At 63.0% G+C, this 19,299-nt stretch carries 18 protein-coding genes and 1 pseudogene; 13 read left to right on the forward strand and 6 right to left on the reverse strand.

Features of this window, described 5'->3' with window-relative positions:
• Window positions 1-42 precede the first annotated feature (42 nt).
• Window positions 43-1,545: an IMP dehydrogenase gene (locus tag C0606_02610; GenBank protein ID PLX39428.1), complete on the forward strand. Its 1,503-nt coding sequence runs from the start codon at window positions 43-45 to the stop codon at window positions 1,543-1,545.
• An 83-nt stretch (window positions 1,546-1,628) separates the two neighbouring features.
• Here C0606_02610 and C0606_02615 read toward each other — a convergent pair whose 3' ends face one another.
• From C0606_02615 to C0606_02640, 6 genes and pseudogenes are all read right to left on the reverse strand, one after another.
• Entirely contained in the window at window positions 1,629-2,375 is a 747-nt protein-coding gene (locus C0606_02615) for an arginyltransferase (protein ID PLX39672.1), read from the reverse strand.
• A gap of 50 nt (window positions 2,376-2,425) precedes the next feature.
• Entirely contained in the window at window positions 2,426-4,225 is a 1,800-nt protein-coding gene (locus C0606_02620) for an SLC13 family permease (GenBank protein PLX39429.1), read from the reverse strand.
• Between the two features lie 107 nt (window positions 4,226-4,332).
• The gene (locus C0606_02625; GenBank protein PLX39673.1) at window positions 4,333-4,836 is read right to left on the reverse strand and encodes an RDD family protein; all 504 of its coding nucleotides are present in this window, start codon (window positions 4,834-4,836) and stop codon (window positions 4,333-4,335) included.
• Window positions 4,837-4,925: 89 nt separating this feature from the next.
• Window positions 4,926-6,173, reverse strand: coding sequence for a threonine ammonia-lyase (locus C0606_02630; GenBank protein ID PLX39430.1), 1,248 nt, complete (start codon window positions 6,171-6,173; stop codon window positions 4,926-4,928).
• Complete coding sequence (locus tag C0606_02635) at window positions 6,170-7,561, reverse strand: branched-chain amino acid ABC transporter permease (GenBank protein ID PLX39431.1); 1,392 nt, start codon at window positions 7,559-7,561, stop codon at window positions 6,170-6,172. Before C0606_02635 ends, C0606_02630 begins: the two co-directional genes overlap by 4 nt.
• 19 nt (window positions 7,562-7,580) lie before the next feature.
• Window positions 7,581-8,597: pseudogene (locus C0606_02640) on the reverse strand (porphobilinogen synthase).
• Between the two features lie 223 nt (window positions 8,598-8,820).
• Here C0606_02640 and C0606_02645 point away from each other — a divergent pair.
• The 12 genes from C0606_02645 (at window position 8,821) to C0606_02700 (ending at window position 19,217) form a co-directional block, all read left to right on the forward strand.
• Window positions 8,821-9,960 (forward strand): acyl-CoA dehydrogenase, encoded by a 1,140-nt coding sequence (locus tag C0606_02645; GenBank protein ID PLX39432.1) that lies wholly within the window; start codon window positions 8,821-8,823, stop codon window positions 9,958-9,960.
• An 8-nt stretch (window positions 9,961-9,968) separates the two neighbouring features.
• The gene (locus tag C0606_02650) at window positions 9,969-10,340 is read left to right on the forward strand and encodes a hypothetical protein (GenBank protein PLX39433.1); all 372 of its coding nucleotides are present in this window, start codon (window positions 9,969-9,971) and stop codon (window positions 10,338-10,340) included.
• Window positions 10,337-11,392, forward strand: coding sequence for a 3-hydroxyisobutyryl-CoA hydrolase (locus C0606_02655; GenBank protein ID PLX39434.1), 1,056 nt, complete (start codon window positions 10,337-10,339; stop codon window positions 11,390-11,392). The genes C0606_02650 and C0606_02655 overlap by 4 nt, the downstream gene beginning before the upstream one ends.
• 79 nt (window positions 11,393-11,471) lie before the next feature.
• Window positions 11,472-11,867, forward strand: coding sequence for a hypothetical protein (locus tag C0606_02660; protein ID PLX39674.1), 396 nt, complete (start codon window positions 11,472-11,474; stop codon window positions 11,865-11,867).
• 21 nt (window positions 11,868-11,888) lie between these two features.
• On the forward strand, window positions 11,889-12,776 hold the full coding sequence (gene mmsB, locus C0606_02665; GenBank protein PLX39435.1) for a 3-hydroxyisobutyrate dehydrogenase: 888 nt from the start codon (window positions 11,889-11,891) through the stop codon (window positions 12,774-12,776).
• A gap of 166 nt (window positions 12,777-12,942) precedes the next feature.
• Window positions 12,943-13,455 (forward strand): MarR family transcriptional regulator, encoded by a 513-nt coding sequence (locus C0606_02670; GenBank protein ID PLX39436.1) that lies wholly within the window; start codon window positions 12,943-12,945, stop codon window positions 13,453-13,455.
• A 336-nt stretch (window positions 13,456-13,791) separates the two neighbouring features.
• Complete coding sequence (locus C0606_02675) at window positions 13,792-15,147, forward strand: murein L,D-transpeptidase (protein ID PLX39437.1); 1,356 nt, start codon at window positions 13,792-13,794, stop codon at window positions 15,145-15,147.
• 116 nt (window positions 15,148-15,263) lie between these two features.
• On the forward strand, window positions 15,264-15,464 hold the full coding sequence (locus tag C0606_02680) for a serine hydroxymethyltransferase (GenBank protein PLX39438.1): 201 nt from the start codon (window positions 15,264-15,266) through the stop codon (window positions 15,462-15,464).
• 141 nt (window positions 15,465-15,605) lie between these two features.
• Window positions 15,606-16,889, forward strand: a complete 1,284-nt coding sequence (gene glyA, locus C0606_02685) for a serine hydroxymethyltransferase (GenBank protein PLX39439.1) — start codon at window positions 15,606-15,608, stop codon at window positions 16,887-16,889.
• A gap of 45 nt (window positions 16,890-16,934) precedes the next feature.
• Window positions 16,935-17,417: a transcriptional regulator NrdR gene (locus C0606_02690; GenBank protein ID PLX39440.1), complete on the forward strand. Its 483-nt coding sequence runs from the start codon at window positions 16,935-16,937 to the stop codon at window positions 17,415-17,417.
• An 11-nt stretch (window positions 17,418-17,428) separates the two neighbouring features.
• The gene (ribD, locus tag C0606_02695) at window positions 17,429-18,580 is read left to right on the forward strand and encodes a bifunctional diaminohydroxyphosphoribosylaminopyrimidine deaminase/5-amino-6-(5-phosphoribosylamino)uracil reductase RibD (protein ID PLX39441.1); all 1,152 of its coding nucleotides are present in this window, start codon (window positions 17,429-17,431) and stop codon (window positions 18,578-18,580) included.
• 31 nt (window positions 18,581-18,611) lie between these two features.
• A complete protein-coding gene (locus tag C0606_02700; protein PLX39442.1) occupies window positions 18,612-19,217 on the forward strand; it encodes a riboflavin synthase in 606 nt (201 codons plus the stop codon).
• Window positions 19,218-19,299: the final 82 nt, after the last annotated feature.

Below are 19,299 nucleotides of genomic sequence, written 5' to 3' on the forward strand. Positions count from 1 at the left end.
TGAGTCAGCCGGGTCGGCGGGCATTTTGTGCGGAGAATTGGCATGCCCGTCTTTTACGAACCGGCCCACAGCCGGGAAGCTCTCACCTTCGATGACGTCCTTATCCTGCCTGGTCATTCCGAGGTGATGCCCGGCGAGGTCGACATTCGTTCGCATGTTACCTCCACGCTCGATCTGAACCTTCCGATCATTTCCTCGGCGATGGACACCGTTACCGAAGGCAAGCTCGCGATCGCCATGGCCCAGGCCGGCGGTCTCGGCGTCATTCACCGCAACCTGACGCCGGAGCAGCAGGCCGAAGAGGTCCGCCAGGTCAAGAAGTTCGAATCCGGCATGGTGGTCAATCCGGTCGTCATCGGTCCCGACGCAACGCTCGCCGATGCGCTCGCGCTCATGAAGCAGTACGGGATTTCCGGCATTCCGGTGGTCGAGAACGGCGGCTCGGGCGCTCAGCAGCCGGGCCGGCTGGTTGGTATCCTCACCAACCGCGACGTCCGTTTCGCCTCCAATCCCGGGCAGCGCGTCTACGAACTGATGACACGGGAAAACCTGATCACGGTCAGCGACAACGTCAGCCAGGAAGAAGCCAAGCGCCTGCTGCATCATCACCGCATTGAAAAGCTGCTGGTGGTCGACGACAAGTACAATTGCATCGGCCTCATCACCGTCAAGGACATGGAGAAGTCGCAGCTCAACCCAAACGCCTCGAAGGACGAGCAGGGCCGGTTGCGCGTCGCGGCCGCGACCACCGTCGGCGATGACGGTCTCGAGCGCAGCGAGCGGCTGATCGATGCCGGCGTCGACCTGATCGTTGTCGATACCGCGCACGGTCATTCGGAACGCGTGCTTCAGTCGGTCACCAAGATCAAGGCGCTTTCGAACCGGGTGCAGGTGATCGCCGGCAACATCGCAACGCCGGAAGGTGCGCTTGCGCTCATCGATGCCGGTGCGGACGCCGTCAAGGTCGGCATTGGTCCGGGCTCGATCTGCACCACCCGCATCGTCGCCGGCGTTGGCGTGCCGCAGCTCACCGCCATTCTGGATACCGTCGAAGTCGCGTCCAAGCAGGGCATTCCGGTGATCGCCGATGGCGGCATCAAATACTCCGGTGACCTTGCTAAGGCGCTCGCCGCCGGCGCGTCCTGCGTCATGGTCGGCTCGCTGCTGGCCGGCACGGATGAAAGCCCCGGCGAGGTCTATCTCTACCAGGGCCGTTCCTACAAATCCTATCGCGGGATGGGTTCGGTCGGCGCCATGGCGCGCGGTTCGGCGGATCGCTACTTCCAGGCGGAAGTGCGCGATTCCCTGAAGCTCGTGCCGGAAGGCATCGAAGGTCAGGTGCCCTACAAGGGGCCGCTCGCCAGCGTGCTGCATCAGCTCGCCGGCGGCCTGCGCGCCGCGATGGGCTACGCCGGTGCCCGCGATCTCGAGGATTTCAGGAACAAGGCGCGGTTCGTGCGCATCTCGGGTGCGGGCCTGCGCGAAAGCCACGCACACGACGTGACCATCACCCGCGAAAGCCCGAACTACCCGAGCCAGAGCTGATCGCGCTACGACGCAGTGAACGAAAAACAAAAACCGCGGTCGAAGCAAATTCGACCGCGGTTTTTTGTTACCGAGATGGCGGTTCAGTCCTGCCGGATCCAGCCGTGCGCCGTCAGCATTTCCTGCGGCCGAAAGCGGGCCTTGTAGTCCATCTTGGTCGATCCTTCGACCCAATAGCCGAGATAGACATAAGGAAGGCCCATGCGCCGCGCTCGTCGGATATGTTCGAGGATCATGTAGGTGCCGAAGCTGCGCTCGGGCCGGCTGGTGTCGAAGAACGAGTAGACCATCGATAACCCGTCGGAGAGGATGTCGGTAAGCGCGACCCCCAGGAGCGGACCATCGCCGACACCGGTGATACCGCTGTCGACACCGCGCGGACGATATTCGACGATCATCGTGTCGACATGGGTGTCCTCGATCATCATCGCATAATCCTTGACGCTCATGTCGGCCATGCCGCCATCGGCATGACGCGCGTCGAGATAGTCGCGAAACAGATCGTATTGTTCAGAGGTTGGCTCCAGCGCCATTTCCGTTCCGATAATGTCGGTATTGGCAGCCTCGACGCGGCGGAATGACTTCGTTTCGTGAAAGGCATCGACGACGACACGCACTGAAACGCAGGACCGGCAGTTCTCGCAGGCCGGACGATAGGCGATGTTCTGGCTGCGGCGGAAACCACCCTGGGTGAGAATGTCGTTCAGCGTTGCCGCGCGTTCACCGATCAGGTGCGTGAACACTTTCCGTTCCATGCGATCCGCCAGATAAGGGCACACAGCAGGGGCGGTCAGATAAAACTGAGGATTGTCGATCATGTGCCGCGTCATGGCGGTCTGCGACTCCATCAATGCCAAAATATGATCTGATCACGACGACATCATAAACCATAGTATAGTGGCACGGTGATGGTGAAGACTATCCAGAGAAGTACGACCAAAGGGATGCCGGCAATGAGAAAATCGGCAAACCGATAGTTACCGGGACCCATGACCAAAAGGTTCGTCTGATAGCCGATCGGCGTCGCAAACGAACAATTGGCCGCCAGAATGACCGCCACCACGAAGGGCTCCGCCGGCAACCCGCCGCGCGCTGCGATACCAAGCGCGATTGGCGTGAAAAGAACCGCGGTTGCATTGTTCGACAAAAGGTTGGTCAGGATTGCGATCAACAGGAAAAACCCGGATATCAGCATCAGCGGAGGCTGACCTTCCATCAGCGCGACGACGCCATCGGCAATCGCACGCGCGCCGCCGGTCGCGTCCAGCGCGGCTGCATTGGCGATCGACGCTCCGACCATCATGTAGATCCGGCTGTCGAGGGCGCGCATCGCCTGGCGCGTGTTGATGCAGCCAGACGCGAGCATCGCGAAAGCGCCGACGATGGCGGCTGAAACGATCGGCACGAGGCCGCTGGCCGCGGCCGCCACGACCGCACCGAAGATAGCGAGTGCCCGAGGCGCGTTCGCCCGGCGCGGGACATCCGCCGTCGACCATTCCATGATCAGGATGTCGTGGCTGTTGCGCAGGGTCTCGATGTCGTCGTGATCGCCGGCCAGAAGCAACACGTCGCCGGCCTCGAGCAGGATATCCGACATCGCCATGCGCGGCATCCGCGAGCGGCGCTGAATGCCGAGCACCACGCAGCAGATCGTTGCCTGCAACCCGGCCTGAACGATGGTCCGCCCGATGAGGCGAGAACCCGGCGCGACGACCGCTTCGGCGAGCATCAGGTCGTCGCCGTCGACGGGGGAACGGGCCTCGGGCCGCATCGCCTGTGAGGCAAACACGCGGTGTTCGGCGAGCGCGTTGCGCAGTTGCTGGCGGGTGGCGGCGACGACAACACGATCACCCTCGGCAAGCGTCGTGCTGGCATAGGGCGGCAGGAACGGCGTTTCACCGCGCAGGATCAGGCGGACGGTCATATCGCCGAGTTCGTCGAACATGCCGGCGACCGGCTTGGCGCCGACCAGCGGATGACCCGGGCCGATTTCGATCTGGGCAATGAACTGCTTGCCGGACGGGCGGCTGGTATCGGTGACGGCGGCCCGGTTGCGCATCAACCATGGCACGATGAAAAGGGCGTACCCGGCGCCGGCGAGCGCAAGCGTTGTGCCGATCGGCGTGAAGGAGAAGAAATCGAGCGTGACCACACCCGATCCGGCGGCAACATCGGCGACCAGCAGGTTGGTCGAAGAGCCGATGATCGTCGTCATGCCGCCAAGAATGGTGATGAAGGACAGCGGCATCAGGATCTGCGACGTCGACCTGCTCTGCGCCTGCGCAAGCGCGGTTAGAACCGGCAGCGCCATCACCACGACGGGGGTGTTGTTGAGTAACGCGCTCAGCACGCCGGTCCCGAGCAGCAGGACATAGAGCACGATCGTGCCGTGCCGTCGGCCCCAGTCGGCGATCATCTGGCCGGGGGTTTCCAGTGCATCGGTGTGGAACAGTGCCTGTCCGATAACCAGCAGGCAGAGAATCGTGATGAGGGCAGGGTTGGCGAAGCCTGCGAGGAGGTCGCCAGGTCCCAGGGCCACACCGGACGGAGTTGTTGCCGGAAACAATGCGAAGATGACGATAAGAGACGCGACCGAACCAAGCGAGATCACCTCGATCGGCACGCGTTCCCACGCGTAGAGCACGATCGTCAAGGCGATCACGGCGAATGTCAGGACCATTGCGGGGTCCGGCATCGTGCTCACGGTTTTGGCTCCTGCCGTTCCTCACACGGGGAGGGCGGGCGCCGATCCCCATGCGTGGACCATCGACGGCAGGAAGCCCGGCGTCAATAGCTGCGTGAGAGAGCCGTCGCGTCGAGCACAACCGTACCCAGCACGATATCGTGCAGGCAGCGCTTGCGGTCGCTGATCAGCGAAACGATGAGCACCAGCGGCGTCAGAAAGGTGACCGACAGCCAATAAAGAATGGCATGAACGGCGGCCAGCAGCGGATACATCCGGCCGCCGTGCCAAAGCCGCATTTCAAGCCCCATCGCGCGCATGCCGGGCGTCGCCGAGGTCGGGCCGCCAAGCGTGAAGGCACTGTAGATGAGGGCGACCGCCTGCCACAGGAAGGCATAGAGCAGCCATCCGAGCCCGAAGGTGAACAGGCCGAGGAAGAACACGATGACACCGGACGCGAGGGTCAGGATCGCAATTGCGGCCACGTCGAGCAGGAACGCGAAGATGCGCCGACGGCGCACGTCGGAGAACAATTCCGGCTGATCGATCGGATCGAAAACGAAATCGCGCCCCTCGAGGCTTTCCGTGGTGTCGTGGCTATGGGTCATAGTGTCCTTGCCCTCCTGAACGGACAAAAACATGGGGATTATCGTCGGGATTTTCAATCCGCTGGCGCCCGGGCCTTTTCCGCTGCCGGTCAGAACTCGGTTTCGGCGACATCGAGCCGATGCACGATATGGCCGGCCGCCTCCAGCGCTGAAATGATCTCGGTCGCGTGCGCGGCATCGCGGGTTTCGATCGTGACGTCGACCGATGCCCCCTTGGCCGGGACATCGAGGAACATTCGATGGTGCGAAACGTCGAGAATGTTGCCACCGAGTCGGCCGATCAGTGTCGCGATCTCGCCGAGAATGCCCGGCCGGTCGGTGGTCAATGCGCGGATGGCAACGATACGGTCTTCTCGCGCCAGCTCGCGTACCATGATCGAGGCAAGCACACGCGGGTCGATATTGCCGCCGCACAGAACGAGCCCGATATGCCGTCCGACGAACCGGTCAGGTGCGGCAAGCAGCGCGGCAAGCCCCGCCGCGCCGGCGCCTTCGGCCATCGTCTTCTGCAAGGTCAGGAAGGCATTCACGGCCCGTTCCAGATGAGATTCGTCGACCAGAATGATGTCATCGACAAACTCCCTCACGATGGGTGCGGTCAGCTTGCCCACGGTCTTGACCGCAATGCCTTCGGCGAGCGTCAACCCGCCGCCGCGTGGTGGTTCGCCATGAAGAGAACACCACATCGAGGGATAGAGTGCGGCTTCGACGCCGATCACCTGAATGTCCGGTTTGATCGCCTTTGCCGCGATCGCCATTCCGGAAATGAGCCCGCCGCCGCCGATCGGCACGACCAGCGTGTCGATGGCGGGATCGTCTTGCAGCATTTCAAGCGCAATCGTGCCCTGGCCCCGGATCACGTCCGGATCGTCGAACGGGTGAACCCAGGTCAGCCCCTCGGCCTCGCGGATCCGTTCGGCCTCGGCGTGCGCCTCGTCGAGCGTTTCGCCGTGCAGGACCACCCGCGCCCCGCGCGACCGGGTTGCCGCGACCTTCACGAAGGGCGTTGCCGTCGGCATGACGATGGTCGCCGGAATGCCGAGCCGTTCGGCGTGGTAGGCGACGGCCTGCGCATGATTGCCCGCCGACATGGCGATGACGCCGCGTTTGGCCACAGCCGGGTCAAGCGCCGTCAGCTTGACCAGCGCGCCGCGTTCCTTGAACGCGTTGGTGACCTGCATGTTCTCGTATTTGACCGCGATTGTGGCGTGGGTCAGCGCCGACAGCTTCGGCGCGGCCAAGAGCGGCGTGCGTACCACTGCGCCGCGGATGATCTCCGCGGCCGCTTCGATGTCGGCGAGTGTCGGCGTCGGCTGCGGTTCTGACTTCGTATTCATGGACGGATTTCCTCGACTGCCGGTTTGACACCGAACACCCCCTCGGGCTTCAGGATCAGCACGACCACAAGCAACGATAGTACGGCGATATCGCGATAGGCGAGCGGCAAATAAGCCGACCAGAAGGTTTCCGCGACACCGATCAGAACTCCGCCGAGCGCCGCTCCGGGAAGCGATCCGATACCTCCGATAACCGCGGCGACAAGTGCCTTCAACCCGACGATCATTCCCATCGAGAAGCTGGTGCCGCCGTAGTGCAACGCGAACACCGCGCCGGCAAGGGCCGTGAGCGCGGAGGCCAGCGCGCCGGCCCGCACGATCACCCGGCCGGGATCGATGCCCGTCAATCGTGCCATCAACGGATCGTCGGAAGCCGCCCGCCACGCGCGCCCGAATGTGCCCCGCCGGATGGTCTGTAATACGGCGAGGATCGCCAGCGCGCACATGCCCGTCACGATCGCCTGCATCGGGGTCCCGACCACATCGAACGTGCCCCCAAACAGCCGAACTGGCGTGTTCAAAACCGGTTGGAGCCACCGTTCCTTGGTGCCCTGGGTCAGCCGCATCGTTTCCTGCAGAACGATCGCAAGACCGATTGTTGCGACGAGCAGCGCCTGATTGGTGCGTGGGAGCAGGGGCAGAAATACATGACGGGCGATCGCGGCCCCGGCGACCGCATTGACGCCAATAGCGACGCCGAACCCGAACAGCAGCGAAAGCACGATGCCGGGATTTCCGGTCATCAGGGATAGGGCGACACCGCTCAGCGCGCCATAGGCCCCGAGCATGGCGAGTTCGCCAAAGGCGAGGTTGATGCGACCCGTCAGCCCGTAGATGAGCGCATAGGCGAGGGCAAGCGTCGCGTAGACGGCGGCCGGCGCCGACGCGTTGATCCATTGCTGCACGAAATAGGCGGCGCCAACCGGGAGATCGGGTCCAATTGCCTTCGTATCTGCGGGAAGTTCAACGAGCCGCGCCCGGCCTTCAGCACTCGCTCCCAGTTCGCCCAGCCAGAAGCGATTGATCATGAAAAGGCGAACGCCACTGAACGGGCCGCCCGGTCCGAGCAGTGCCACCACTCGCCGGCGCGCCGGCGAAAAGCCGGTCCCGCCGAAGCGGCAAATGAGGAACTCGCGTCGCTCTGCCGTTCCGTCTGGAACCGAATAGGCGACCCGAACCGTGGGGCCCGATCCGTCGATGGCATTGATTGCCAACAACCGTATCTGCGGCGCGTCGAGCTCGACGGCCGGTACGATGTCGACGCAGATGCGCGCCTGCGCATGATCGAGTTCCGAACAGCCGGCAAGCAGCACGGCAAGTGCGAGAAACATGCCGGCGAGACCAAGTCGTGTCGCGATATGTCCTTCGCCTGGCGCCTGCTCTGCCATCACCCGTGCGTGGACAGCGTTAGCGCCCGGCCTTCAGCCGCTTTGCCACCTCAACCGCGAAATAGGTCAGGATGCCGTCGGCTCCGGCGCGTTTGAACGCAACCAAGCTCTCAACCATCGCCTTTTCGCCGTCGATCCAGCCGTTCTGCGCGGCGGCCTGGATCATCGCGTACTCGCCTGACACCTGATAGGCGAAGGTCGGCACCGCGAAGGCATCCTTCAACCGGCGCACGATGTCGAGATACGGCATGCCCGGCTTGACCATGATCATGTCGGCGCCTTCGGCGATGTCGAGTTCAGCCTCGTGGATCGCTTCGTCGCTGTTCGCCGGGTTCATCTGGTAGGTCTGCTTGTCGCCCTTCAGTGCGCCGCCGGAACCGATCGCATCGCGGAACGGCCCGTAGAACGCCGACGCATACTTCGCAGCGTAGGACATGATCAGCATGTGCTCGTGGCCGGCTTCCTCGAGCGCGCTGCGGATCGCACCGATGCGTCCGTCCATCATGTCGGAAGGACCGAGGATGTCGCAGCCGGCTTCGGCCTGCACCAGCGACTGGCGGATCAGACAGTCGACCGAGATGTCATTAAGGATTTCCTCGCCATCGACGATGCCGTCATGGCCAAGCGCGTTATAGGGGTCGAGCGCAACGTCGAGCATCACGCCGACCTGCGGCACGGCGGCCTTGATCGCGCGCGTTGCCTTGCACACCAGATTGTCCGGGTTCCAGGCCTCTTCGCAGCTCGGCGTTTTCGCGGCCGGGTCTGTGTAAGGGAACAGAGCGACGGCCGGAATGCCGAGCTAGGCGGCTTCCTCGACCGAGCGCACCGCCTCGTCGATCGACAGGCGTTCGACGCCGGGCATCGAAGCGACCGGCTCGCGGCGGTTTTCGCCGCTGACGATGAAGATCGGCCAGATCAGGTCGTCGACCGTCAGCGTCGTCTCGCGCACCATGCGCCGGACCCAGTCCGTGCGCCGGCGGCGGCGCATCCGCCGTCCAGCCAGGATGTCGGCAAGGACACCGCCCGATCCGGCCATCTCGAGCGAAAGGCCCTTCTGCCCCCGATTACCTTCGAAACCCATGGCAAGCACTCCACTTTGCTTGTTCTTCTGCGGCCCGCACCTCAAATCGCGGCGCACACTATCATGTCGCCCCGCGCCACTCCACACCGGCAATGCGTGGAGCGCGCCGCGAGTTGCGTTGACGGGTCCGGTTGTCACCGATAGACCTTCTGGAAAGAGAAAAGAGGAAACGCCGGCAATGGATTTCGCCCTCACGGAAGAACAAACGCTGATCCGCGAGATGGCGGCGAATTTCGCCGCTGCCGAAATGGAACCGCACGCCCGCGAGTGGGACGAAAAGTGCATCTTCCCCGAGGATACATTGCGCCAGGCGGCCGAACTCGGCTTCGGCGGGATTTATGTTGGCGAAGATGTCGGCGGCTCTGGTCTCGGCCGGCTCGACGCGGCGATCATCTTTGAGGAACTCGCCAAGGGCTGCACCTCGACTGCCGCTTACATCTCGATCCACAACATGGCCGCGTGGATGATCGATTCCTTCGGCGGCGAAGCGCAGCGGCACCGCTATCTGCCCGATCTGTGCACCATGCGCCGCTTTGCGAGCTACTGCCTGACCGAGCCGGGAGCGGGATCGGATGCCGCGAATCTTTCGACCAAAGCCGAGCGCGACGGCGAGCATTACGTGCTGAACGGCGCCAAGGCCTTCATCTCCGGCGGCGGGCGTTCCGACATCTATGTCGTCATGGCGCGCACCGGCGGCCCCGGACCCAAGGGCATCTCCTGCATCGTCGTCGAGGCCGACACGCCGGGACTGTCTTATGGAGCGCAGGAAGTGAAACTCGGCTGGAAGAGCCAGCCGACCGCGATGGTGCAGTTCGACAACTGCCGGGTGCCGATCGAAAACCGCATCGGCGAGGAAGGGCAGGGCTTCAAGATCGCCATGGCCGGACTCGACGGCGGACGCCTCAATATCGGCGCCTGCTCGCTCGGCGCCGGCCAGACCTCGATCGACCGCGCCATCGCCTACATGAAAGAGCGCAAGCAGTTTGGCAAACCGATCGCCGAATTCCAGGCGCTGCAGTTCCAGATCGCCGACCGTGCCGCCGAACTGGAGGCAGCCCGGCTGATGCTTCATCGCGCCGCGATCATGGTCGACGCCAAGGCGCCGGGCGCGACGACGCAGGCCGCGATGGCCAAGAAGCTCGCCACCGACGCAGGCTTTGCCGCCGTCAACGACGCTCTGCAGATGCATGGCGGCTACGGCTATCTGCGCGACTACCCGATCGAGCGCTATCTGCGCGATGTGCGGGTGCACCAGATTCTCGAAGGCACAAACGAGATCATGCGCGTGATCATCGCGCGCGATCTGTTCAAGAACTAAGGAGCGAGATGCGGCGGGGGCTCATCACCGGCCTGGTCGGCTGGCTCTTGGCAACAATCCTCTTTCGTATGATTGGCGCTCCGGTGCTTTCCGTCGGCGCGTACTTCTATACGTTCGCGGTCGGGGGGCTGGCCGTCGCGATCCTCGCTCTGGTCCTGTGCCGGCTGTTGTGCCAACCGGGCAAGGTTGCCCGCTTCGGCGCCGGACTGGTCATTCCCGGACTGCTCGGCGATGCAGCGGCGGTTCTTGCCTTCGGTTCGGTCTTCCCAACGGTGTCGCTCGAAAGGGCAGACGAATTCGGCGCTCTGATGCTGTGGGGTTACGCAATCATATTGGCAACGATCGTGTTGCTTGGAGACAAGGTAGTACGGCAGGCATGACAACCGACGAAATCCTTTTCGAACGCCGGGGCCGCACGGGCTTCGTCACGCTGAACCGGCCGCAGGCGCTGAACGCGCTGACGCACGGAATGGCGAGCGCCCTGCAGGCGCAGCTCGATGAATGGCGCAACGACCCCGAGATCGGCCATGTCGTCGTCGCCGGGGCGGGCGACAAGGCGTTCTGCGCCGGCGGCGACATCCGCCACATCTACGAACAGGGGATTGCCGGCGACCCGCATCAGATCGACTTCTTCCGCGACGAGTATCGGCTGAACGTAGATATCAAGCACTATCCGAAGCCCTACATCGCGCTGATCGACGGCATCGTGATGGGCGGCGGTGTCGGTGTGTCCGTGAACGGCTCCCATCGCGTCGGCGGCGACAATATCGGCTTCGCCATGCCCGAGGTCGGCATCGGCTTCTTCCCCGATGTCGGCGGCACCTATTTTCTGCCGCGCATGCCGGGCGAGACGGGGCTCTATTGCGGGCTGACCGGCGCGCGCCTGAAACAGGCGGACGCGCAATGGTCGGGCGTCACCACGCATGCCTTGCCGTCTGCCCGCTTCCCCGAGCTGATCGAGGCGCTCGAGTCCTCAACCGACGTCGATGCGACGCTCGATGCCTTCGCCTCCGATCCCGGCCCGGCGCCGCTCGCCGCCATGCAGCCGGTCATTGACGAGACGTTTGGCTCGTCGAATGTCGGAGAGATCCTCAAGCGGCTCGACGACATGACAGGCGAGCATGCCGAATGGGCGGCCAAGACCGCCAAGACCATTCGCAAGAAGTCGCCGACCTCGATCGAAATCGCCTATCATCAGCTTCGCCGCGGCGCGAAGCTCGACTTCGATCACTGCATGCAGCTCGAATTTCGCATTGTCAGCCGTGTTCTCAAGGGGCACGATTTCTACGAGGGCATTCGCGCGACGATCATCGACAAGGACAACACACCGCGCTGGCGTCCAGCCGATTTCGAACAGATCGAGGTGGTCGACATAGATGGACACTTCGCGGTTCTGCCGGATGGGGATCTGACCTTTCCGGCGCGGGATTGACGGGTAGGGACATGGCATGACTTTTCAGGCCGACCAAAACAGCGCGGTCGCTCCGACCCCGGAGACCAGGCAGAAATGGCTGCCGCCCTGGCGCATCACCCAAGTCTGGTACATGCGCATGATCGGGCTGCACATGCTCGGCGCCGGGGTCATTCACTGGGCGCGCATCGTCGGTTTCGTCGAGTGGCGCGGCAACTGGTTCTGGGAAATGTCGGTTCCCGATCAGACGGTGACCGTCTATTTCGGCGTCCTCGATCTCGTCTCCGCGATCGGACTTTGGCTCGGTGCTTCCTGGGGCGTCGTGATCTGGATGTTCCGCATCCTCACCCAGATCATTATGCACACCGCCTTCGCCGACCTGTTCGGCAAGCGTCCATACGAAATCGGCTTCTACATTCTCACGGTCGCGCTTTATTTCGTCTTCGCCTACCTGGCGCAGCGGGAACAGGAACTCGCGGAGCGCAATCCGCGGTAAAACAACAGGGAGTGAAATCTGATGGCAACGGTCGGTTTTATCGGTCTCGGCAATATGGGCGGTCCGATGGCTGCCAATCTCGTCAAGGCCGGCCACACGGTCATCGGCATGGACTTGAGTGCCGAAGCCGTGAAGAAGCTGGAAGAGGCGGGGGGCAAATCCGCGTCCAGCATCGCCGAAACGGTTGGCGAAGCCGAAGTTGTCGTCACCATGCTGCCGGCGGGACGCCATGTCGATGCGGTGTATCGCGGTACTGAGGGCATCCTCGCCCATGCCCGCCCGGGCACCCTGTTGATCGACTCGTCCACCATCGATGTCGCAACGGCCCGCGCTGTCGCGGCGTCCGCCTCGGAAGCCGGCATGTCGATGCTCGACGCGCCCGTCTCGGGCGGCGTCGGTGGCGCATCCGGCGGCACGCTGACCTTCATGGTTGGCGGTGAGGAAGAAGCCTTCCACCGCGCCGAGCCTTATCTCGCCGTCATGGGCAAGACCATCGTTCATGCCGGCGGCAGCGGCAACGGGCAGGCGGCCAAGATCTGCAACAACATGATCCTCGGCATTTCGATGATCGGCGTTTCGGAAGCCTTCGTGCTGGCCGAACGGCTCGGCCTCGATGCGCAGAAGCTGTTCGACATTGCCTCGAAGTCCTCCGGCCAGTGCTGGTCGATGACCACCTATTGTCCGGTGCCGGGTCCGGTGCCGACCTCGCCGGCAAACCGCGACTACGCGGCCGGCTTCACCGCGGCGATGATGCTGAAGGACCTGAAGCTCGCCCAGGAGGCGGCCAGCGTGTCGGGTGCCGCGACCCCGCTCGGCGCCGAAGCCTCCGCGCTCTATACGCTCTTCAGCAATGCCGGCAACGCCGACGTCGACTTCTCCGGCATCATCCGCTTCCTGCGCGGAGAATGATAAAATTTGCTCCCGCCGCAAAAGGATCAGTTAACCCTCGTTGCGGTGGGGGCATTTTAATGAAATTTTCATCGTCCCGCTTAAGCCGTTTTTAGACTCGGCCGTGTACTGTCTCCGAATAACAGGGATAAAACAGCTCCCAAGCGTAGACAGTGAGGCGGATAATATGATCAATGCTCAGCGGGCAGTCGAAGTACTTTCCGACGCTGAGGGCGATACTTCGATTAAGCCCCTTTACCTTGAGGCCCTGACGCTGGTCGAGCGCCTCCACCGTCGTTTGCTTGATGTGATCAAGGATGAATTCGACCGGATGGGCCGCAGCGACATCAATGGGGTCCAGGCGCTTCTTCTGTTCAATATTGGCGACAGCGAATTGACCGCTGGTGAACTGCGCACGCGCGGTTACTACCTCGGCTCCAACGTGTCGTACAATCTGAAGAAGCTCGTCGACACCGGTTTCGTGCATCACCAGCGTTCACGCGTCGACCGTCGTTCGGTCCGCATCAGCCTGACCGAGAAAGGCAAGGAAATCGCTGGCATTGTAGATTCGCTCTATGAGCGACACATCGGATCAATCGAGCAGGTTGGCGGAATCGGTGCGGGCGACTTCCAGCACCTCAACAAATCGCTGCAACGGCTCGAACGCTTCTGGACCGACCAGATCCTTTACCGGCTGTAGGCCCGGAAGCCGGCAAAAAATCGCCGGCAGGAAAACGCCCCGGTTTCACGACCGGGGCGTTTTTCGTTGCGATCACCGTTGCCGTCGCGGAAATCGGCTGTGTTGTGTCCTGCGATACACATTCGCTTTAGATTTATGATTAATCATCCCCGAACAGGCGGTACACAGCCCCGTCGCCAAGAAGCGGCCACATTGGAGTGACTAGGACTGGTCAGGCACATTGCCAAAGCACGCCGGTGTGACGTGCAAGCCAGCCGGGTCACGGTTTTGTGCGCCATTCTGGGCGGACCTGCGCGGCGCCTTATGTGTTATGTAATACGATGATTTCGGAACGGAATGCGTCGGAATCGGCGGTGGGGGCCGTTCGATGAAGAGGAAAAGACGGTGGTGCTGGTGAACTCGAAAACCTTCGGATTGGCGGCCGGGACGCGACTCTCGCGACGCGTCCTTCTGACCCTGACTGCAGGCGTCATCGGTGCGCTGGGCCTTTTGAGCCCGGCTGCGGCGGCTGAAGAAAGCCCGATCTCCGTGCTGATGAAATACAAGCGTCAGGCGGAATGGGACGACAAGTTCGATTCGACGCTGCGTGATCAGGCCCAGGTCAAATCCGATCAGCCGACACTTTCGACCGAAACGGCCGCCTATATCGAGCAAGCCATCCAGCGCTACGCGGGCATCGCCGCACAGGGCGGTTGGGGCAACATGCCTGGCGACAGCAAGAGCAAGATGCGCATCGGCGCGCGTGATCGCAACGTCATCTATTTGCGCAAGCGCCTGATGATGACTGGCGACCTGCAGCAGTCCGCGGGCCTGTCGGAAACCTTCGATTCCTATGTTGACCTCGCAGTTCGCCGCTTTCAGGTGCGCCATGGCATCATCCCCGACGGTATCGTGGGACCGGGTACCATTGCCTCGCTGAACGTGCCGGTCGAAGTGCGCCTGCATCAGCTCGAGACCAATCTCGTGCGTGTGCGCGCCATGTCCGGCTTCCTCGGAGACCGCTACGTGATGGTCAACATCCCGGCGGCCGAAATCGAGGCTGTCGAGAACGGCCGCGTGCGTTCGCGCCATACCGCGGTCGTCGGTAAGGTCGACCGCCCGACGCCGATCCTGAATTCCAAGATTTACGAGCTGAACTTCAATCCGTTCTGGCACGTTCCCGTCTCGATCATCCGCAAGGACCTGATCCCGAAAATGAACGAGGATCCGCAGTACCTCGCGCGTAACAAGATCCGCATCTACGATTCCAAGGGTGAGGAGCTGACCGCCGAGCAGGTCAACTGGCAGACCGACGAGGCCGTCAACTACATGTTCCGGCAGGACCCGGGTGAGATCAATTCGCTCGGTTCGGTGCGCATCAACTTCCACAATAAGCATCAGGTCTATCTGCACGACACCCCGTCCAAGACCCTGTTCGGCAAGGACTATCGGTTCCATTCCTCGGGCTGCGTGCGGGTTCAGAACGTGCGTGAGCTGGTTACCTGGATCCTCGCCTCGTCAGGCGAATGGAGCCGTCAGCAGGTCGACGACGTGATCCGTTCAGGCGAGCGTATCGACGTCAAGCTGAAGGATCAGGTGCCGCTCTACACCACCTACATTACCGCGTGGGCGACCCGCGACGGTGTCATCAATTTCCGTGACGACATCTACAATCGCGACGGCGGCGGCGACGTGGCGCTGACCACGCAGTAGGCCGAGCGCCGCAGCGTCGCCGTTTCAACGACGCAAAAAACCGGCTAATCAGAGGACGCGGACATTTCCGCGTCCTTTTCTTTTTCGATGCCGCTTCAGCGAGGCAGTAGAGCGACATGCGACAACGGGGCCGGGGCGAGATCTATCTCGAATTCACGCCGATCGGGCGTCAGGTCAAGGTCGCAGCGATCGACGCGGCAACCGGCGTCGAGGTCAGCATCTTCGGGCCTATTGGAACGCCGCAGGCCGAGCTGCAGCGGATCGCGGTCGCCAAGCTGAAACGCCGCCTCGCGATGGAGCGGCCGGAGCGGGGATAACGGCGCACGAAACTGCCTTCTTGCTTGGTTGAACCGGCGTGGTGTGCTAAGGGCGTTCGCCTGAACATGACCCGCGAGCCGGCATCGAGGCGCCGGTCGACCGGGTCGGACTTTCTCGAGCGAAGCGGACCCTTTGATCCCATGGCGAACACGGCTGACTTTTTCTCCCGCACGCTGGTCGAACGCGACCCCGACATTGCCAAGGCCATTGGCGACGAACTCGGTCGCCAGCAGCACGAGATCGAGCTGATCGCGTCGGAAAACATCGTTTCCCGCGCGGTTCTGGAAGCGCAGGGATCCGTGCTCACCAACAAGTATGCCGAAGGCTATCCGGGCAAGCGCTACTACGGCGGCTGCCAGTATGTCGACGTCGTCGAGAATCTTGCGATCGAGCGCGCCAAGAAGCTGTTCGGCTGCGAATTCGCCAACGTCCAGCCGAACTCCGGCAGCCAGATGAACCAGGCCGTGTTCCTGGCGCTGCTGCAGCCGGGCGACACTTTCATGGGCCTCGACCTGAATTCGGGTGGTCACCTGACGCACGGGTCGCCGGTCAACATGTCCGGCAAGTGGTTCAACGTCGTCTCCTACGGCGTGCGCGAGGACGATCACCTTCTCGACATGAACGAGATCGCCAAGGCTGCCGAAGAGCACAAGCCGAAGCTGATCATCGCCGGCGGCACGGCCTATTCGCGCATCTGGGACTGGCAGAAATTCCGCGAGATCGCCGACTCCATCGGCGCCTATCTGATGGTCGACATGGCCCACATCGCCGGCCTCGTCGCCGGCGGCGAGCATCCTTCGCCGATCCCGCACGCCCATGTGGTGACCACCACGACTCACAAGTCGCTGCGCGGTCCGCGTGGCGGCATGATCCTGACCAACGACGAAGCAATCGCCAAGAAGGTCAACTCGGCGGTCTTCCCGGGTCTGCAGGGTGGCCCGCTGATGCACGTCATCGCGGCCAAGGCGGTCGCTTTCGGCGAGGCGCTGCAGCCTGAATTCAAGACCTACGCGCAGAACATCGTCGCCAACGCAAAGGCGCTTGCCACGACGCTGCAGGAGCAGGGCCTCGACATCGTGTCCGGCGGCACCGACAACCATCTGATGCTCGTCGACCTGCGCAAGAAGAACGCCACCGGCAAGAAGGCCGAGGCGGCTCTCGGCCGCGCCAACATCACCTGCAACAAGAACGGTATCCCGTTCGACCCCGAAAAGCCGTTCGTGACGTCCGGCCTTCGCCTCGGCACCCCGGCGGCCACGACGCGCGGCTTCGGCACCGCAGAGTTCCGCGAGATCGGCATGCTGATCACCGAAGTGCTCGACGGTCTGATGGCCGCCAACAGCGAAGAGGGCAACGCCGCCGTCGAAGCCGCTGTTGCCAAGAAGGTCGTCGAACTGACCGGCCGCTTCCCGATCTACAGCTGACCCGCACCCGGATCGGCAATCCGGGTTCGGTAAGGAGAGACAAACATGCGCTGTCCGTTCTGCGGCGGAGAAGAAACACAGGTCAAGGACTCCCGCCCGACGGAAGACAACACCGCTATCCGCCGGCGGCGGATCTGCAGCACCTGTGCGGGGCGGTTCACCACCTTCGAGCGGGTGCAGCTTCGCGAACTCACCGTGATCAAGCGCAATGGCCGCCGCGTTCCGTTCGACCGCGAGAAGCTGATGCGCTCGGTTCAGGTCGCGCTGCGCAAGCGCCCCGTCGATCCCGAGCGCGTCGAGCGCATGGTGTCGGGTCTCGTCCGTCAGCTTGAGAGCGCCGGCGAGAGCGAGATCCCGGCAAAGCATGTCGGCGACCTTGTCATGGAAGCGCTCAAGACCCTTGACGACATCGCCTATGTCCGTTTCGCCTCGGTGTATCGCGACTTCCGTGAAGCGCGCGATTTCGAGGCGGTGCTTGACGAACTCACCAATGAAAGCGGCGAGGGGCCTCTGCCCGAAGATCGCTGATCCCGCGCGTTATGACCGTGCCGCCAAACCTGCCCATCCTCAAACCGGGACCGGAGACAGACCGGCGGTTCATGGCGGCCGCACTGGCCTTGGGGCGGCGTAATAGGGGAGCCGCTTGGCCGAACCCCGCCGTAGGCGCGCTCATTGTGCGCTTTGACGAGGCCGGCGCCCATGTGGTCGGCCGTGGCGCAACGGCGATCGGCGGACGCCCGCATGCCGAACGCGTCGCACTTGATGAAGCAGGCGCAGCGGCCCGTGGCGCCACCTGCTATGTCACGCTCGAACCCTGTTCGCACTACGGCCGCACGTCACCCTGCACCGATGCGCTGATTGAAGCCGGCGTTGCGCGTGTCGTCAGCGCGCTCGAGGATCCCGATCCGCGTGTCGCCGGCACCGGACATGCGAAACTGAAGGCGGCCGGCATCGAAGTCACGGTCGGCGTCGGCGCCGCGCAAGCTCGCCTTGCCCATGCGGGCCACACCAGCCGCATCGTTCAAGGGCGCCCCCATGTGACACTGAAACTCGCGGTGTCCGCCGATGGTTTCATCGGCCGCAAGGGCGAGGGTCAGGTCGCGATCACGGGAGCCGACGCCCGTCGTGCCACGCAGATCATGCGCATGGAACACGACGCGATCTTGATCGGCAGCGGAACCGCGCTCGCCGACGATCCGCTGCTGACCGTGCGCCTCGAAGGCCTTGAACACCGCTCCCCGGTCCGGGTGGTGCTTGACAGCCATGCCCGGCTGCCCATCAATTCCGCGCTCGTTCAAAGCACGGATGTTGCGCCGCTCTGGGTCATGGTGTCGGACGATGCATCCTGGCGCCCGCGTGACGCTCTCGCCGCGGCTGGCGCGACCATTTTGCCCGTTGTGCACGACGCCTGGGGCGGGCTTGATCTGAAACGCTCACTTCAGATGCTGTCTGACAAGGGCATCACCTCGGTACTGGTCGAGGGTGGGGCCACTCTGGCGAAAGCATTGTTTGCCGCTGATCTGGTCGATGAGGCGGCGATCTTTACCGCGCCGATGACCATTGGCGAGAACGGCATTCCCGTGCTTGAGGGCACCTCGCTAGATGTAGCGCTTGCAGCCAACGGTCTGACGGCGGAGCATAGCGTACGCCTTGGTGCCGATTGCCTGACCTGGTATCGCCGGGGTTCCTGACGGCCGGCGATTGCGATGAAAAGGACGAACCATGTTTACCGGACTGATCAGCGATGTCGGTGAAGTCGTTTCCCGAACCGAGCGCGAAACCGGCGTTCGCCTGCGCGTCGCGACGTCCTACGATCCCGCGACCATCGAAATCGGCGCTTCGATCGCCCATGCCGGTATCTGCCTGACGGCTATTGAAATCGGCCGCCTCGACGACGGTCGGGCATTCTTTGACGTCGAAGCGTCCGACGAGACACTTGATCGCACGACGCTCGGCTCGTGGCGGGCTGGCACGCGGATCAACCTCGAACGCTCGCTCGCATTGGGCGGAGAATTGGGCGGCCATCTCGTGACGGGCCATGTCGATGGTATCGCCGAGCTGGTCGAACGCATCGACGAAGCCGACATGGCGCGTTTCACCTTCAAGGTGCCGCAAAAGCTGAAGAAATTCATCGCGGAAAAGGGCTCCGTGGCTCTTGATGGCACTTCGCTGACGGTCAATACGGTCGACGATGACCGCTTCACCGTGATGCTGATCCCGCACACGCTCGCCGTCACCACCTGGGGCGGACGCAAGGCCGGCGATCTGATCAATCTCGAGGTCGACCTGATGGCACGCTATGCCGCACGCCTGATCGAGGCCGGCTGAGCCCTGTTTGGCGAATGCCCGCTATTCGGCTTTTCAGCTGGACAAACTGCTGTTGCCGTGTTTCCTCTGCCAGCCCATGACA

It is taken from the genome of Hyphomicrobiales bacterium, from assembly GCA_002869065.1.
Taxonomy (GTDB): domain Bacteria; phylum Pseudomonadota; class Alphaproteobacteria; order Rhizobiales; family Rhodobiaceae; genus Rhodobium.